The sequence below is a fragment of the Pseudomonas sp. Q1 genome (assembly GCF_009935975.1).
In the GTDB taxonomy this organism is placed as follows: Bacteria; Pseudomonadota; Gammaproteobacteria; order Pseudomonadales; family Pseudomonadaceae; genus Aquipseudomonas; species Aquipseudomonas palleroniana.
This window is the reverse complement of sequence record NZ_QODI01000009.1, coordinates 249,235-265,633: the sequence shown is the minus strand read 5'-3', so window position 1 is coordinate 265,633 and position 16,399 is coordinate 249,235. Positions and strand designations below refer to the sequence as shown.

Sequence of the window (16,399 nt, the reverse complement as noted above, 5' to 3'; positions counted from 1 at the left end):
CGCATTGCTGTCTGGAGCTATTTATGCGCGAAGCGTTGAATCAAGGCCTGATCGACTTCCTCAAGGCCTCCCCTACTCCTTTTCATGCCACTGCCGCTCTCGCCCAGCGTCTGGAAGCGGCCGGCTATCAGCGTCTCGACGAGCGCGAAACCTGGGCTACCGAAGCCAACGGCCGCTATTACGTCACCCGTAACGACTCCTCGATCATTGCCTTCAAGCTCGGCCGTCATTCGCCGCTGCAGGGCGGGATCCGCCTGGTCGGCGCCCACACCGACAGCCCGTGCCTGCGGGTCAAGCCCCAGCCGGAGCTGCAGCGCCAGGGCTTCTGGCAGCTGGGCGTGGAAGTCTATGGCGGCGCCCTTCTCGCACCGTGGTTCGACCGCGACCTGTCCCTGGCCGGCCGCGTCACCTTCCGCCGTGACGGCAAAGTCGAAAGCCAGTTGATCGACTTCAAGCTGCCCATCGCCATCATTCCCAACCTGGCCATTCACCTGAACCGTGAAGCCAACCAGGGCTGGGCGATCAATGCCCAGACCGAGCTGCCGCCGATCCTCGCGCAATTCGCCGGTGACGAGCGCGTGGACTTCCGCGCCGTGCTCACCGAGCAACTGGCACGGGAACATGGGTTGAATGCCGATGTGGTGCTCGACTACGAGCTGAGTTTCTACGACACGCAAAGTGCAGCGGTGATCGGCCTCAATGGCGACTTCATCGCCGGCGCACGCCTCGACAACCTGCTGTCGTGCTACGCCGGCCTGCAAGCCTTGCTCACCAGTGACAGCGAAGAAACCTGCGTGCTGGTGTGCAACGACCACGAAGAAGTCGGTTCCTGCTCCGCGTGCGGCGCCGATGGCCCGATGCTGGAACAGACCTTGCGCCGCCTGTTACCCGAAGGTGATGAATTCGTACGCACTATTCAGAAATCACTGTTGGTGTCGGCAGACAACGCCCACGGCGTGCACCCGAACTACGCCGAGAAACACGACGCCAACCATGGCCCGAAACTCAACGCCGGCCCGGTAATCAAGGTCAACAGCAACCAGCGCTACGCCACCAACAGCGAAACCGCCGGCTTCTTCCGCCATCTGTGCATGGCCCAGGAAGTCCCGGTGCAAAGCTTTGTGGTGCGCAGCGACATGGGCTGCGGCTCGACCATCGGCCCGATCACCGCCAGCCACCTGGGTGTGCGTACCGTGGACATCGGCCTGCCGACGTTTGCCATGCATTCCATTCGCGAGCTGTGCGGCAGCCACGACCTGGCGCATCTAGTGAAAGTGCTGGGTGCGTTCTATGCGAGCCACGACTTGCCCTGATGCCTGATACTGGGGAAATGTGGGAGGGGGCGCGGTCACTGTGGGAGGGGGCTTGCTCCCGATAGGCCGCGCAGCGGCCTCAAAAATGGGCCTGCTATGCAGGCCATCGGGAGCAAGCCCCCTCCCACATTTTGATTTGGGTGAACCTGACCTGCATCATCTGCACTTTCTGCAATCCGACCTAGACTTGTCAGTATTCCCACTCCGACAAGGCCGTCGCCCCATGATCTCCATGTCCTCTTTCCACGCCATGCTTATCCCGATTCTGATCGGCATGATCATGCTGGCCGTGGGTTTCAACTTTCGTGACAAGCCCCTCGGCGTATTCGGCATGTGGATCGGCATGCTGCTGATCCTGGGTACCGTGGTGTACAAGATCCTCGCCAAACTGGCGGAATGACAAATGCACTCGCATTGGGCATAGCGGCCTCGTACACTCGGTCAATTCGTCGTTTCCAAGGTTGACCGCCTCGTGTTCTCCCGTCTGTTCGCCCTGCCCTGCTCTATCCTGATCGCCCTGCTCACGCTGTTGCCGCTGGCGCCTGCCCAAGCCGTGAGCTTGCCCGGCCTGCTGGGCAGCACCACCAAACCGCAACCCCAGGCCGAAGTGCCCCTGGGGCAGTCGCTGGATGAGGTGATCAAGACCCTGGAAAACGACCAGCAGCGCACTCAGCTGCTGAGCGACCTGAAGAAGCTGCGCGAAGCCACCCAAAAGGCTCAACCCGCCGCCGAACAAGGCGTACTCGGGCTGATCGGCGGCACCCTGGCGGGTCTTGAATCGCAGTTTTCCGGGGCCGACAGCCCGTTGGGGCGCTGGTCCAATGAAGTCGACCAGGCCAAGGATGAACTCGGCGCCCTGATGCTGCCGGCCAGCGAGTGGCTGCCGATCATTTTCGGCTTTGCCGTGATCCTGGCGGTCTGGAGCCTGCTGGCGGCGGCGCTCATCTGGCTCAGCCACCGCGTACGCGAACGTTTCGGCCTGCCGGAAGAACTGCCGCAACACCCGCGCACCTGGGACATGGTGCGTTTCGCCCTGCGCAAGCTGGGCCCCTGGATGATCGCCTTGATCATCACGGTTTACCTCAGCTACGCCCTGCCCTCGTCCCTGGGCAAATCCCTGGCGATGGTGCTGGCCTATGCGCTGGTGGTCGGCACCTGTTTCTCGGCGATCTGTGTGATTGCGTTCTCCGTGCTCGACGGTCCGCACCGCCACCGCGCCCTGTATATCCTGCGCCACCAGGCTTTCCGCCCGCTGTGGTGGATCGGCAGCTTTGCCGCGTTCGGCGAAGCCTTGAGCGACCCACGGCTGGTCCAGGCCCTGGGGCAGCACCTGGCTCATACCGCCGCGACCGTCGCCAATGTGATGGCGGCGCTCTCCACCGGCGTGTTTATCCTGCGTTTCCGTCGCCCCATCGCGCACCTGATTCGCAACCAACCGCTCTCGCGCCGCCTCACCCGCCGCGCCCTCACCGATACCCTGTCCATCATCGGCACCTTCTGGTATTTGCCGGCGCTGCTGCTGGTGGGCATTTCGCTGTTCGCCACCTTCCTGTCGGCGGGCGACACCAGCACGGCGCTGCGCCAGTCACTGTTGTGCACGGTGTTGCTGGTGCTGTGCATGGTGATCAACGGCCTGGTACGCCGCCACGCCCTCAAGCCGCAACGCGGGCACAAGCGTCATGCCTTGTACTCCGAACGCCTGAAAAGCTTCGTCTACACCCTGGCCCACCTGCTGGTGTGGCTGGTGTTCATTGAACTGGGCCTTCGTGTGTGGGGCCTGTCGCTGATCCGCTTTACCGAAGGCGACGGCCATGAGATCAGCGTCAAGCTGTTCGGCCTGGGCGGCACACTGCTGTTTGCCTGGCTGATCTGGATCCTCAGCGACACGGCCATTCACCACGCCCTGACCCGCTCGCGCAAAGGCCTGGCCAACGCCCGTGCGCAAACCATGATGCCGTTGATCCGCAACGTGCTGTTCGTGACCATCTTCATCATCGCCGCTATCGTCGCCCTGGCGAACATGGGCATGAACGTCACGCCACTGTTGGCAGGTGCCGGTGTGATCGGTCTGGCCATCGGTTTTGGTGCTCAGTCGCTGGTGGCGGACTTGATCACCGGCCTGTTCATCATCATCGAAGACTCCCTGGCCATCGATGACTACGTGGACGTCGGCGGCCACCTCGGCACCGTCGAGGGCCTGACTATTCGTACCGTGCGCCTGCGCGATATCGACGGCATCGTGCACACCATCCCGTTCAGTGAAATCAAGAGCATCAAGAACTACTCGCGGGAGTTCGGCTATGCGATTTTCCGGGTGGCGATCCCCTACAACATGGAAATCGACGACGCGATCAAACTGATGCGCGACGTCGGCCAAAAAATGCGCAACGACCCGCTGCAACGCCGCAATATCTGGTCACCGCTGGAGATTCAGGGGGTGGAAAGCTTCGAATCCGGCAGCGCCATCCTGCGGGCACGCTTCAAAACCGCGCCAATCAAGCAGTGGGAAGTGTCGCGGGCGTTCAACCTGTCGCTCAAGCGTCATCTGGATGAAGCCGGGCTCGATCTGGCGACACCGCGCCTGAGTGTGCAGGTGGTCACTGCCGGCAGCGTGCAGGAGAAAGATCCACAACAATAAAGAGGGAGAGGTCCTTATGCGTTTAACCGGTCTGACACACCCATGGGTTTTCGGCGTGTTGTGCGGGGTCGCCAGCAGTGCGGTGATTGCCGCCAGCGGCGGCCAGGAAAGTGCCCGGGAAGAAATCGCCGCCCAAGCCAAAATACTCGAACCGGTGTTGCTGGAAACCCGCCGCGATCTCCACGCCCATCCCGAGCTGGGCAATACTGAACAGCGCACCGCCGAACTCGTCGCCGGGCAACTGCGCGACTTGGGCCTTGAGGTCAAGACGGGCGTGGCGCGCACCGGTGTCGTCGGCATCTTGAAAGGCGCCCTGCCCGGCCCGACCGTGGCGTTGCGCGCCGACATGGATGCGTTGCCGGTCAAGGAAGTCGCCGACCTGCCGTTCGCCTCCAAGGCCAAGGGCACCTACCTGGGCAAGGAAGTCGACGTGATGCACGCCTGCGGCCACGACGCCCACACCGCCATCTTGCTGAGCACGGCGAAAATCCTCAGCGGTATGCGCGACCGCCTGCCCGGCACCGTTGTGTTCTATTTCCAACCCGCTGAAGAAGGCCCAAGCGACTTCATCCCCGACGGCAAAAACACCTGGGGCGCGAAGATGATGGTGCAGGAAGGCGTGATGAAGGCCCCCAAGCCGGACGCGGTGTTCGGCCTGCACGTGTGGGCCGGCGTGCCCGCCGGGCAGATCGCCTACCGTCCCGGCCCGACCCTGGCCAGTTCCGATGACCTGCGCATCAAGATCCTCGGCAAACAGACCCACGCCGGCCGCCCGTGGGACGGCATCGACCCGATCACCGTCGGCGCGCAGACCATCGTCGGCCTGCAAACCGTGGTCAGCCGCCGTACCGACATCTCGTCATTCCCGTCGGTGGTCAGCATCGGCACCATCAATGGGGGGACGCGCTATAACATCATTCCCGAATCGGTGGACATGAGCGGCACGATTCGCTCCTACGACTACGGCATTCGCCGGAAGCTGCACGCGGATGTGCGTCAGACGGTGGAGAAAATCGCTGAAAGCGGGGGCGCCAAGGCCGAAGTCACGATCATCGAGAAATACGACCCCACCATCAACAACCCGGCCCTGACCGAAAAGATGCTGCCAAGCCTGCGCTGGGCGGCCAAGGATGATGTGGTGCAAGGCCCGTTGGTGGGCGGTGCCGAAGACTTCTCGTTTTATGCCAAGGAGGCACCGGGGCTGTTTGTGTTCCTGGGAGTGACGCCACGGGATCAGGACATGAGCAAGGCTGCGCCGAACCATAACCCGGGGTTCTTTGTGGATGAATCAGCGTTGGTGGTGGGCGTGAGGACGCTGGCGTCGTTGGCAACAGACTACCTGTACACCCGCTGAAACACTGCTGTGGCAAGGGAGCTTGCTCCCTTGCCACAAAAGCCACTTCCCACAGGGGATGCGCTGGATCAGCCGGCCAGCGCCGCACCGTCCATCTTCTGGCGCAGGCTCAGCGGGCGCATGTCGGTCCAGACCTCCTCGATGTAGGCCAGGCACTCTTTCTTCATGCCGCTCTTGCCCACGGTGCGCCAGCCTTCCGGCACGGCCTTGTAGTCGGGCCAGATGGAATACTGCTCTTCATGGTTGACCACAACCTGGAAGAGGATGTCGTCGCGGTCGAATACTGAGGTCATTGCTGTTCTCCATCGCTCAAAGGCTGGCTGCGCACCACGCGCAGCGCTGATATTTGTAGAAACGTACCAGGTGTACGAAAAATTAGAGGCTGGCGAGCGCTGCCACCACGGCACGCCCGAAGATCTCGGCCACACGGTCGATCTCGGCAGCGGTGATCACCAGGGGTGGCAGGAAACGCACCACGCCGCCATGACGGCCACCCAGCTCCAGGATCAGACCGCGCTTGAGGCACTCGCGTTGTACCAGCGGTGCCAATTGACGGTGTACCGGTGGATGGCCCTGGATATCGAGTGTGCCGTTCGGGTCCACCAGTTCCACCCCGAGCATCAACCCACGCCCACGAATGTCACCCAATTGCGGCACATCCCGTTGCAGGATGCGCAGGTGTTCAGCCAGGCGTTCGCCCATGGCGGCGGCGTGGCCGGCCAGGTCGTTTTGCTTGAGATGGCGCATCACTGCCGAACCTGCCGCCATCGCCATCTGGTTGCCACGGAAGGTCCCGGCATGGGCGCCCGGCAGCCACGTGTCGAGCCAGTCGCGATACACCACCACCGCCAACGGCAGGCTGCCACCGATGGCCTTGGACATCACCACCACGTCCGGGATGATGCCGGCGTGCTCGAAGGCGAACATCTTGCCGGTACGGCCGAAGCCGCTCTGGATCTCATCGACGATCAGGGCCACCCCGGCCCGTTCGGTGATGCGCCGCAGGCCGCGCAGCCAGTCGAGATCGGCGGGAATCACCCCGCCTTCACCCTGCACCACTTCGACAATCACCGCGGCCGGCAGCGTTACGCCGGCTTCCGGGTCATTGAGCAGGTTTTCCAGGTAATGCAGGTTGACCCGCACGCCTTGCGCACCGCCCAGGCCGAACGGGCAGCGGTAATCGTAGGGGTACGGCAGAAATTGCACGCCATTGGCCAACAGGGCGCTCAACGGTTTCTTCGGCCCCAGGCTGCCCATCAGGCTCAGTGCGCCCTGGCTCATGCCGTGATAACCGCCCTGGAATGACAACACCGTACTGCGGCCGGTGGCGGTGCGTACCAGTTTCAGCGCGGCTTCCACCGCATCCGTGCCGGTCGGCCCGCAGAACTGGATTTTCGCTTCCCGCGCCAGCGCCGGCGGCAGCAGGCCGAACAGGTCCTGCACGAATTGGTCTTTGACCGGGGTGGTCAGGTCGAGGGTGTGCAGCGGCAGTTCATCGCTGAGTACCTGTTGAATGGCCTCGATCACCACCGGGTGGTTATGGCCCAGTGCCAGGGTACCGGCACCGGCCAGGCAATCGATGAAACGCCGCCCCTCCACGTCCTCCACATAGATGCCCTTGGCGCGCTTGAGTGCCAGCGGGATACGGCGTGGGTAACTGCGGGCGTTGGATTCCTGTTGGCGTTGGCGGGCCAGCAGTGGCGTTTCCTCGAAGTGGTAGAGGGTTTCGTGCAGTTGGGTGTCTTCGGTGCGAATGGTGGCGACGGACATTTCTCGATCCCTCAATACGCGGGTGGGGTGAGCAGACGGGTGATCCGTGGGTCTACGGATGGCATGTTCTGAAGACGCACCAGCGGCGGGGGGATTTAGGGGAACGCAGTGCTTATCCGTTTTTCGGTAACGCCCGTCCTGACCATCAGATCCCCCGGTACCGCTCATTCAACGCATACAGCACCGCACACGTTTCCCCATCCAGCACCCCGCGATAATCCCGCGACCGAAAGTGCATCTGAAATGCCCGGGTGCGCTGTTCAAATGCCTGGCGATTCTTCGCCGGCGCATAGCCATAGCGCTGGAAAGCCCGCTCCACCTCGACCTCCGGCGGCAGCCCGAGGCAAAACCGGCGTTGGTACATGGCCCGCGTCGCCTCGTCGAACCAGGCGCCGATCCCCGCTTCATACAAGCACCGCCAAGGCAGTTGCGGCCCCGGGTCACGCTTGCGCCAATACGCCACATCCGAATGGCCCAGCACGTCGGCCGGCCCGATCTGTGGGTAGCGCCCCAGAATGTCGCTCAACAAGGCAATCAACATATCGACCTGCGCCGCCGGGTACGCAGGAAAAGTAAACACGCCGCCGTCATCGCGCGCCAGGTTGACGATCTCGATGCCAATCGCCCGGCTGTTGAGATTGTCCCGCCCTTCCCAGTGACTTGCACCGGCATGCCAGGCGCGCTTGTCTTCGGGTACCAGGCGAAATACGCGCAACTCGTCATAACCGCTGGCGCGATAGCCGAGCTCATTCGGGTCGGGCAACAAATAGTGCGCGCTGACGCCGCCCTGGGTCAGCGTATTCAGGGATGAGCCGAACGGCGCCGCGGTGTAATGCAGCACCACCTGCCGCACGGGCTCGCCGTGACGTTCATTGAAATCCTTGGAAGGGAAACTGCTATCGATGATCAACATAAGGACCGTCCTTTTTCACTACAGGCCGAATCATTCAGCCCGTTCGAGCACAAAAAAATTACCGCCATCCTGAAGCGCTCAAGCTCAGGCAGGCGGTAACTATTTGGCACTTGAAAAACAACGCTCAGCGCCGCAATGGCATCCCCAAATCTACGCGCAGGCCGTCCGGCCGGCTGTCGAACTTCAACGAGCAGGAACAACGCTGGACGATGGCCTGCACAATTGCCAGGCCCAGGCCGCAGCCCTCGCTGTTGCCGTTGCGCCAGAAACGTTGCGTCAGGTATTGCAGGTCCTCGCTGGAGATCTGTTTGCCATGGTCACGCACCCGGAAGATCACGTTATCGGTCGCGGTCAGCACGCTCAGCTCCACCCGCGTATCCGCAGGCGTGTGACGCAGGGCGTTGTCCAGCAGGTTGCGCAGCGCCGCGACCGCCAGGCCCACCGGCATTTCAACCGGGGTGGCCGAGAGGTTGTCGGGCAGGATCAGGTCAATGCGCCGGTTGTCACCCGCATTGGCGTCCTGGATCGCCAGGCGTGCGACTTCCTCGGCACTGGAGTGCATGCCGTCATCGAACGACAGGTTGCCCTCCACCCGCGCCAACAGCAGCAGTTGCTCCAGGGTACGGTGCAGGCGGTCAGCGCCTTCCTCGGCATGGGCCAGGGACTGGTCGCGGGCCGCGCCTTCGGTCATGCGCGCCACCTGCAGGTGGGTCTTGATCGCCGTGAGCGGGCTGCGCAGCTCATGGGCGGCGTCGCCGGTCAGGCGACGTTCGCGCTCGATGGTCTTGGCGATGCGTTGCAGCAGTTGGTTCTGGGTGTCGAGCAGCGGCTTGAGTTCGCTGGGCAACGGGTGGATCTGCAGCGGTTCAAGGGAGTCGACACTGCGGCGCATCAAGGCATCACGCATGCGATTGAGCGGCACCAGGCTCTGGCCGATGCCCAGCCACAGCAGGCACAGGCAACCCAGCAAGGCCACACCGACCGGCACGGACGCCGCCAGCAGGATCGACAGGTTCAACGCCTCGCGCTCCACCTGGCGGTCGGCGGTGGTGATCAGCAAGTCGCCACGGGACAGGGTGAAACTGCGCCAGCTCACACCGTCGATGACCTGGTCGCGAAAGCCGCTCTGGCGCGACTCCAGCCCTTCATCCGGGGTGGTATGGCTGCGTGCGAGGATCTCGCCCCGCAACGAGCTGACCTGGCAAGCCATGCCGCCCGGGACATTCAGTTGTTCGGTGCGCAAATGTGCACCGCCACTCACACTGGCCAGGCCCGGCATCTGCTCGGTCAGCCCCGCCACCATGCGGGCCGATGCCACCAGGCGTTGGTCGAGAGAGAACATCATCTGGTTGCGCAGATCGTTGAGCATCCAGGCGGCCGCCAAGGCCCAGATCAACACAAAAGCGGCGCCCAGCTTGAACGTCAGGCGCAAACGCAGGCTCATCACGAAGCGTTGTCTCCCGCCGCCGGGCCGTCATCCGCCGTGCCCAGGCGATAGCCCAGGCCGCGCACGGTCTCGACGATACCGTTACCCAATTTGCGCCGCAGGTGATGGATGTGCACGTTCAACGCGTTGCTTTCCAGTTCATCGTTGAAGCCGTAGACGCTGTCCTTGAGCTGTTCGCTGGAGAGCACGCGGCCCTTGTTGTGCAACAAGGCTTGCAACAGCGCCTGTTCGCGACGGGACAGGTCCACCGGCTGGCCGCCCAGGAAGGTCTCGCGACTGCTCGGGTCATACGCCAGCCGGCCATGTTCGATCAGGTTGACGCTGCGCCCCGCCACACGCCGCAGCAGGGTTTGCAGGCGGGCGGCGAGTTCGCGCAGGTCGAAGGGCTTGAGCAGGTAATCATCGGCGCCGGCTTGCAGGCCGTCGACGCGGTTGGTCACCGAATCGCGCGCGGTGAGGATCAGCACCGGGATTTCCAGGCCCTGGCTGCGCTGTTGCTGCAACAGCTTGAGGCCGTCTTCATCGGGCAGGCCGAGGTCGAGCACCATGATGTCGAACGTCGCCGCCTTGAGCATCGCCCGCGCCGCCGCGGCCGAAGCGACGCGCTCGACGGTGAAACCCTGGGCGGTCAGGCCGGCCACGATACCGCTGGCGATCAGTTCGTCGTCTTCACAGACCAGTACGTGCATGCTGAACCCTTCATAAAAGATGGGGAGATTAAAGTCTGGGCGGATTAAGCGCAGATTATGCCGTGAAAAGAGGCGCGCTCAGACTTTCCCTACACTCTAGAATAGCGCCGGTTAATCATCGGTTAATCAACGCCACACATTGTGTGCCTCACTTGCATCGAACTAAGGCTTGACCATGCGGCATCTGTTTACCTTTTTGCTGGTGTTGTTCGCGGGGTTCGCCCAGGCTGCGCCGGGCAGTAATCCTTTCGAGACCAAACCCGACTTCCTCCCGGTGGGCAAAGCCTTCACGTTTACCTCCGAGCGCCTGGAAACTGGCGAGACCCAGCTATATTGGCAGATTGCCGACGGTTATTACCTGTACAAGCAGCGCATGAAGTTCGACGGCCTGGCCGACAAGCCCGCGCTGCCGCAGGGTGAAGCCCATAGCGATGAGTTTTTTGGCGAGCAGGAAGTGTATCGCCAAGGCCTGGAAGTGAAGATCCCGGCGGGTGTCACCGGCCAGGTCAAACTCGGTTGGCAGGGCTGTGCCGATGCCGGCCTGTGCTATCCGCCGCAGTCGATCACCGTGGACCTGGGCGGTAACCCTGCCGTTGCCGCCACCACCCAGGCCCAGGACCAGAGCCTGGCCAACGGCCTGCAACAACGCAGCCTGGGCTGGAGCCTGCTGGTGTTCTTTGGCTTGGGCCTGCTGCTGGCGTTCGCGCCGTGTTCGTTGCCGATGTTGCCGATCCTCGCCGGCCTGGTCGTCGGCAGCGGCGCCAGCCCGCGCCGGGGTTTTGCCCTGGCCAGCAGTTATGTGGTGTGCATGGCCCTGGTGTATGCAGCGCTCGGCGTGTTGGCTGCGCTGCTTGGCGGCAACCTTGCCGCGTTGCTGCAAACCCCGTGGATCCTGGGCAGTTTTGCCGCGCTGTTTGTGATCCTCGCCCTGCCGATGTTCGGTTTCTTCGAGCTGCAACTGCCGGCCTTCCTGCGTGACCGCCTGGACAACGTCAGCCGCCAGCAAAGCGGTGGCAGCCTGGTGGGCGCGGGCATGCTCGGTGCGCTGTCCGGCCTGCTGGTGGGGCCGTGCATGACCGCGCCGCTGGCCGGCGCCCTGCTGTATATCGCCCAGAGCGGCAATGCGCTGCACGGTGGCCTGATTCTGTTCGCCATGGGCATCGGCATCGGCGTGCCGCTGTTGCTGCTGGTGACGGTGGGTAACCGCTTCCTGCCCAAGCCAGGCACCTGGATGAATGTGCTCAAGGGCATCTTCGGCTTCCTGTTCCTGGGCACCGCCGTGCTGATGATCCGCCCGGTCATCAACGAAAGCCTGTGGCTCGGCCTGTGGGGCGCACTGGCGCTGGTCATGGCCTACTGCGGCTGGATATTGGCCCGCGAATACGGGCTGGCCGCCAAGGTATTGGGTGCAGGCTCGCTGGTGCTGGGCCTGTGGGGCGCGGTGCTGGTGGTCGGCGCGGCCGGTGGCAGCGATGACCTGTGGCAACCGCTGAAGGTCTATAGCGGCTCGCGTGTCGCCGCCGCAACGACTGGCCATGATGCGTTCATGACCATTAACGACCCGGCCGTGCTGCAAAGCCAGCTCGACGCCGCCAAGGCTCAAGGCCAATGGGTGCTGGTGGACTACTACGCCGACTGGTGCGTGTCGTGCAAGATCATGGAAAAACAGGTGTTCGGCAAACCTGAAGTCATGGATGCCCTGAAAGACGTACGCCTGCTGCGCCTGGACGTCACCGCCGATAACGCGGCCAGCCGCGCCCTGCTCGGCCGCTACCAGGTGCCGGGGCCACCCAGCTTCGTGTGGATCGGCCCGGACGGTGAAGAACGCCGCGCCCAACGCATCACCGGCGAAGTGGATGCCGCCGGCTTCCTGCAACGTTGGACACACACCCGGGACGCGCTCTGATGCTGACCCTGACCATCGGCACCTTCGCCATCGCCCTGAATCACATCCTGTTGATCAGCGCGCTGATTCTCGCCACTTTGGTGGGTTGGCGCGTGGCCAAGCGTGGCGGGGAAAACCCGGAATCCGTGCTGTTCAGCCTGTTCCTGCTGGGCATGCTGGTGGCACGCGCCAGCTTTGTGCTGATGTACTGGAACGAGTACCGCAACGATTGGTTGCAGATGGTCGACCTGCGCGATGGTGGCTTTCTCGCCTGGCCCGGCGTGATCGCGCTGGTGCTCGGCGCGCTGGCCTACGGTTGGCGTCGCCCGCCCCTGCGTAAACCACTGAGCGCCGGGGTTATCACCGGGCTGGTGTTCTGGGGCATGGGCAGTATGTCCTTGAGCCTGTACGACAAAGGCGCGCAGTTGCCGGACATCACCTTGCGCAATGCCAATGGCGATGTGGTGCAACTGGCTGATTACAAAGGCGGCCCGCTGGTGATCAACCTGTGGGCCACCTGGTGCCCGCCGTGCCGCCGCGAAATGCCGGTGCTGGAACGCGCCCAACACCAACGGCCCGACGTGACCTTCCTGTTCGTCAACCAGGCCGAAAGCATGCAAAGCGTCAGCACTTTCCTCGCCACCCAGGGCCTGACCCTCGACAACGTGTTGTTTGACGCCAGTGGCCGCCTCGGCCAAGCCGTAGGCTCCATGGCGTTGCCGACCACCCTGTTCTACCAGGCCGATGGGCGGCTGATCAACAGCCACCTGGGCGAGCTGTCCCAGGCCAGCCTGGCCCGCGCCATGGAACCCTTCGACTCAGCCCCTGCCGCCACAAGGAAACCGACATGCCAAGCCTCCGCCACCTGCTGACCCTGCTGCCATTGACCCTGGCCGCCGCCATGGCCCAGGCCGAAGACTGGCCGGCGCCGATCAAACAGATCGAAGCCAAGGGCGCCAAGATCCTCGGCAAGTTCGACGCCCCCAGCGGGCTCACCGGCTACGCCGCGCAATACCAGAACCGCGGCATGGCGCTGTACCTGACCGCCGACGGCAAAAGCGTGCTCGCCGGCAACCTGTACGACGCCCAAGGCAACGACCTGAGCAGCGCGCCCTTGGAAAAACTCGTATACGCGCCGATGGCCAAGGAAGTCTGGGCCAAGATGGAACACAGCAACTGGATTCAGGACGGCGATAAAAACGCGCCGCGTATTGTCTACCTGTTCAGCGACCCCAACTGCCCCTACTGCAACATGTTCTGGGAACAGGCCCGCCCGTGGGTAAAAGCCGGCAAGGTGCAGCTGCGCCACATCATGGTCGGCATCATCCGCGAAGACAGCCCCGGCAAGTCGGCCGCCCTGTTCGCCGCCCAGGACCCGCAAAAAGCCCTGGCCGAACACGAAGCCGCCGGCAAGGGCAGCAAGTTGCAGGCGCTGGACAAGATCCCGGCGGCGATCGAGGCCAAGCTGGATGCCAATATGAAATTGATGGATGAGTTGGAGTTGTCGGCCACTCCGGCGATTTTTTATCTGGATGACAAGGGCGGGTTGCAACAACAGCAAGGGGCACCTTCGCCGGAGAAGTTGGGGAAGATTTTGGGTAGCAAATAATCGTCCCATCCCCCCAATGCAAAACGCTCCTGCCAATGACAGGAGCGTTTTCTCCTTCAGTACTTGATCGCAGCCCTATAGGTGCTCCACCTTGAGTTCCGTCATACCAAAGTCGTTACCGTCCGCCCCTGAGGCAACCAACGTATGAACTTGCAATACCATTGATGAGCCAGTGGCTACAAAGGTCCCCTCTATTTTTTTCCAAGACATTGAGAAGGTACTTGACGCAAGGTAGTTTCCATTAACCACCAGTGCCAATACTGGCAGTGGCGCTGCCCCGTTATAGGAACAGCCGAGCATGCTGAAACGGTAACTGCGCCCGACCTCAAGTCCAGTGAAGTTTTTATATAAAACGACGCCAGAACTGCCTGAACTGAGTGTGCCGTTGGCTATGCAATACTTACCAAGTTGGTATGAGAGTTGGTTTTCGCCTTGACTCGCAGGCCCGTCAAGCCAGCCATTGCGGCCGTTGCTGAACGGCGTGAAATCGTAGTACGACGATTGGAATATCAAACTCAACGACGGGAAAATTACCGTGTTACTTTCACTCGCACCACCGTCTGGAGTGCTATTGAACGTGAAGGTTAATCGAGAGCCGTGCTTCAAGACCGCCAAGTGCGATCTTGGCACTATATCTTTCATCCCCTCACTGACGTTTGTCACTGCTTTTGCCAGATACACATTGAAAGCGTAAGGACTGCCATTTTGGCGTGTCCCGACACCGCGCATCCAGCCTTTTTGACCAAGCAGAATGAACCACCATTTCTCTACCTCAATATCTGCGTTCCCGACGAACGTACCCAAGCTCAGGATGCCGTCCTGAGTCGCAACGGGTACTGCCTGTCGTACCACGGGAGTCGGTAACCGGTGGGGAATACCGACTTTCAGCCGCAAATCTTCCGAAGTGGCCAACTTGCAGGCACTGCTAACCGTGTAATTGATTGTGACCGTGGTACCGATAGCTTCAATCACTGCTTCACGCGGTAAAGGGAAGTTTACAGGCCCTGGTCTGGTGCCCGGCTTGGGCACCACTGGCCAACAGCTGCCATCCTTTTTCAACCAGCAAAGGCTGATTTCCTGCCGGTGGCTCATACGCTGAAAATCGACGACGACATCTACACCTTCGCGGCCATTGTAGGGTTCCAGGTCATCCTCCACCGCCTGCACGACTTTGGGCTTGCCTAATTGCAGGTCCTCTTGAGTAATATTGAACGTTGTCGTCGGCGCGTCGATGGCCTGTGCGCGATCAGTGACACCACAAAAGCTCGCCGCAAAGTGCAATTTAAAATCGCTGCAATCTGCCAGCTCTTGTAGCGCTTCCCTCAGGATGGGTGTATCAACCCCATGCATCTTCCAATCATCCGTGACAGGCGCTCCCATCAGTATGTCGATACGATGGTCGTTGCCGTCTTCATCTTCACCTGTGATCCACATCCAGCAGCATTCCGAGCATGCAGCGTAGCCCCAGACAGGTACAAAAGCTGTCGCGTCACCCGCGAAGGTATTCAGATCCAACGTGGCAAGGGTTGCGTCTTCAATCTCCGCCGCAGATAGCAGAGGGACCATTACGTTGACCACCCTTTCAGGTGATGATTGTACTGACTCACTATTGGGGAACTGAATGGTGTAGGACAGCGTCATCGGTTTGTTGAAGAAACAGGCGACAACACAGGATGGCAACTTGGCGGACGCCAGCTCCCCACCTTCATCAATCGTGACACAGCCGAGCGGCTCCGGTCCGTAACCGACCCCACTCGCATAGAAACAAACCTTATCCTGCGCATATGTATCCAGGTTAGCGGCGTCTATATCACCACCCCCCTTGGTGAGTTCGGGGTTAAGGCACCATTCTTCGTTGTAGGGCACCGACTGCCGAAGATGTGGAGGCGGCAAGTTTTTAAGCACATTATCCACAATGAAAGCAGCAGTTCGGCGCTTTTGGATTTCGAGAGCGTTTTCGGGCAGGAGCGTCTCCAAGTGAGGAGGAACAGGAGCAGGAGGCTTGGCCGCAAGTTTACTGGTGAGCCAGCCACACTGGAGGGTTAGCGACCGCCATGGCTTACGTCGTGCCAGCCAGCCACGCGCTATGGGAAATTGGAGTATGTAGCCCGGAGTTGCCTCTTCAGGAGTCAATTCATGGCCATTAGTCACAGTGTAGAAAACGTGCTTGAGGGCGTCCTGCTCGGTGGCAGCGGTGCAGTAAACTCTATCGCCCGCTTTGGCAAGAGGGGGCACCGGCACGAGGACGGTTTCATCGTCTGGGTGATCGTGCATGTCATAGGTAGGCGTGTTATTTACATTTTTTTCGTGTAGCAAATATGGAGCGAGTGCCTCACTTTCACTGGCTGAGTAAAACGATATTCCTACTTCTTTAACCGACGATGTAGCCGCCTGCCCTTGCGACTTCCCTTCATAGGAAATGAGAGCCGTGAACCCCATGAGTGGCGTCAGGTAATCTAGAGGGATGTCTATCTTCCTGGCGCCCGCCTCACCGCTTGAATCTACAAGATCCTCCAGCACCAACTCAGGCGCCTCCTTTGCGCGGAACTTGACGGTGATAGTCGAACTGTCCATTCGCGAATCAACGGTCAGATATGAACCCGGCATATTGGGGGGCGTAACGGTGCTATCCACCTCACTGGAAATGAGTGGGGCATCCACTTCCAGAGCCTTGGGTTTGACCGATTTGGACGTTTTCACAACGACCGGATCTGAAGGGACTTCGTGCGTTGTTTTTTCTTTTGTCATGACAAGAACTCCTTGTTCCATGGGAAATCCCCT

13 protein-coding genes are annotated in these 16,399 nt (G+C 61.5%); 7 read left to right on the top strand and 6 right to left on the bottom strand.

The window, feature by feature from the left end; genetic code table 11:
- Positions 1–23: 23 nt before the first annotated feature.
- From DK870_RS16505 to DK870_RS16495, 4 genes are all read left to right on the top strand, one after another.
- Positions 24–1,313 (top strand): M18 family aminopeptidase, encoded by a 1,290-nt coding sequence (locus tag DK870_RS16505; protein WP_161549153.1) that lies wholly within the window; start codon positions 24–26, stop codon positions 1,311–1,313.
- Between the two features lie 232 nt (positions 1,314–1,545).
- Entirely contained in the window at positions 1,546–1,713 is a 168-nt protein-coding gene (locus DK870_RS29360) for a hypothetical protein (protein ID WP_162492707.1), read from the top strand.
- 72 nt (positions 1,714–1,785) lie between these two features.
- The gene (locus DK870_RS16500) at positions 1,786–3,951 is read left to right on the top strand and encodes a mechanosensitive ion channel family protein (protein WP_161549152.1); all 2,166 of its coding nucleotides are present in this window, start codon (positions 1,786–1,788) and stop codon (positions 3,949–3,951) included.
- A gap of 16 nt (positions 3,952–3,967) precedes the next feature.
- Complete coding sequence (locus DK870_RS16495; protein WP_161549151.1) at positions 3,968–5,305, top strand: amidohydrolase; 1,338 nt, start codon at positions 3,968–3,970, stop codon at positions 5,303–5,305.
- Positions 5,306–5,373: 68 nt separating this feature from the next.
- On the opposite strand, the gene DK870_RS16490 is transcribed toward DK870_RS16495, so the two are convergent.
- The 5 genes from DK870_RS16490 to DK870_RS16470 all read right to left on the bottom strand — a co-directional run bounded on the left by DK870_RS16490 (position 5,374) and on the right by DK870_RS16470 (position 10,124).
- Positions 5,374–5,598: an MbtH family protein gene (locus DK870_RS16490; protein ID WP_028617283.1), complete on the bottom strand. Its 225-nt coding sequence runs from the start codon at positions 5,596–5,598 to the stop codon at positions 5,374–5,376.
- Positions 5,599–5,680: 82 nt separating this feature from the next.
- On the bottom strand, positions 5,681–7,075 hold the full coding sequence (locus DK870_RS16485) for an aspartate aminotransferase family protein (protein ID WP_161549150.1): 1,395 nt from the start codon (positions 7,073–7,075) through the stop codon (positions 5,681–5,683).
- A 145-nt stretch (positions 7,076–7,220) separates the two neighbouring features.
- Positions 7,221–7,988 carry an N-acetylmuramoyl-L-alanine amidase gene (locus DK870_RS16480; protein ID WP_161549149.1) on the bottom strand — a complete coding sequence of 256 codons (768 nt, stop codon included), beginning with the start codon at positions 7,986–7,988 and terminating at the stop codon, positions 7,221–7,223.
- A 124-nt stretch (positions 7,989–8,112) separates the two neighbouring features.
- Positions 8,113–9,432, bottom strand: a complete 1,320-nt coding sequence (locus tag DK870_RS16475) for an ATP-binding protein (protein ID WP_060755986.1) — start codon at positions 9,430–9,432, stop codon at positions 8,113–8,115.
- On the bottom strand, positions 9,432–10,124 hold the full coding sequence (locus tag DK870_RS16470) for a response regulator (RefSeq protein ID WP_060755987.1): 693 nt from the start codon (positions 10,122–10,124) through the stop codon (positions 9,432–9,434). Before DK870_RS16470 ends, DK870_RS16475 begins: the two co-directional genes overlap by 1 nt.
- A 175-nt stretch (positions 10,125–10,299) precedes the next feature.
- On the opposite strand from DK870_RS16470, the gene dsbD reads away from it, so the two are divergent.
- Genes dsbD through dsbG form a run of 3 tightly spaced genes read left to right on the top strand, consistent with a single transcriptional unit; the run spans position 10,300 to position 13,618 of the window.
- A complete protein-coding gene (gene dsbD / locus DK870_RS16465; protein WP_161549148.1) occupies positions 10,300–12,030 on the top strand; it encodes a protein-disulfide reductase DsbD in 1,731 nt (576 codons plus the stop codon).
- Positions 12,030–12,881 carry a TlpA disulfide reductase family protein gene (locus DK870_RS16460; RefSeq protein ID WP_060755989.1) on the top strand — a complete coding sequence of 284 codons (852 nt, stop codon included), beginning with the start codon at positions 12,030–12,032 and terminating at the stop codon, positions 12,879–12,881. The genes dsbD and DK870_RS16460 overlap by 1 nt, the downstream gene beginning before the upstream one ends.
- Entirely contained in the window at positions 12,857–13,618 is a 762-nt protein-coding gene (gene dsbG, locus DK870_RS16455; protein ID WP_161549147.1) for a thiol:disulfide interchange protein DsbG, read from the top strand. Before DK870_RS16460 ends, dsbG begins: the two co-directional genes overlap by 25 nt.
- Before the next feature lie 75 nt (positions 13,619–13,693).
- On the opposite strand, the gene DK870_RS16450 is transcribed toward dsbG, so the two are convergent.
- Positions 13,694–16,366 (bottom strand): hypothetical protein, encoded by a 2,673-nt coding sequence (locus DK870_RS16450; protein WP_161549146.1) that lies wholly within the window; start codon positions 16,364–16,366, stop codon positions 13,694–13,696.
- Positions 16,367–16,399: the final 33 nt, after the last annotated feature.

What these genes read in the sequence shown, in the direction of transcription:
- DK870_RS16470 (WP_060755987.1), bottom strand. Translation starts at nt 10,124, where the DNA reads ATGCACGTACTGGTCTGTGAAGACGACGAACTGATCGCCAGCGGTATC.
- DK870_RS16460 (WP_060755989.1), top strand. Translation starts at nt 12,030, where the DNA reads ATGCTGACCCTGACCATCGGCACCTTCGCCATCGCCCTGAATCACATC.
- dsbD (WP_161549148.1), top strand. Translation starts at nt 10,300, where the DNA reads ATGCGGCATCTGTTTACCTTTTTGCTGGTGTTGTTCGCGGGGTTCGCC.
- dsbG (WP_161549147.1), top strand. Translation starts at nt 12,857, where the DNA reads ATGCCAAGCCTCCGCCACCTGCTGACCCTGCTGCCATTGACCCTGGCC.
- DK870_RS16480 (WP_161549149.1), bottom strand. Translation starts at nt 7,988, where the DNA reads ATGTTGATCATCGATAGCAGTTTCCCTTCCAAGGATTTCAATGAACGT.
- DK870_RS16475 (WP_060755986.1), bottom strand. Translation starts at nt 9,432, where the DNA reads ATGAGCCTGCGTTTGCGCCTGACGTTCAAGCTGGGCGCCGCTTTTGTG.
- DK870_RS16505 (WP_161549153.1), top strand. Translation starts at nt 24, where the DNA reads ATGCGCGAAGCGTTGAATCAAGGCCTGATCGACTTCCTCAAGGCCTCC.
- DK870_RS29360 (WP_162492707.1), top strand. Translation starts at nt 1,546, where the DNA reads ATGTCCTCTTTCCACGCCATGCTTATCCCGATTCTGATCGGCATGATC.
- DK870_RS16495 (WP_161549151.1), top strand. Translation starts at nt 3,968, where the DNA reads ATGCGTTTAACCGGTCTGACACACCCATGGGTTTTCGGCGTGTTGTGC.
- DK870_RS16450 (WP_161549146.1), bottom strand. Translation starts at nt 16,366, where the DNA reads ATGACAAAAGAAAAAACAACGCACGAAGTCCCTTCAGATCCGGTCGTT.
- DK870_RS16485 (WP_161549150.1), bottom strand. Translation starts at nt 7,075, where the DNA reads ATGTCCGTCGCCACCATTCGCACCGAAGACACCCAACTGCACGAAACC.
- DK870_RS16490 (WP_028617283.1), bottom strand. Translation starts at nt 5,598, where the DNA reads ATGACCTCAGTATTCGACCGCGACGACATCCTCTTCCAGGTTGTGGTC.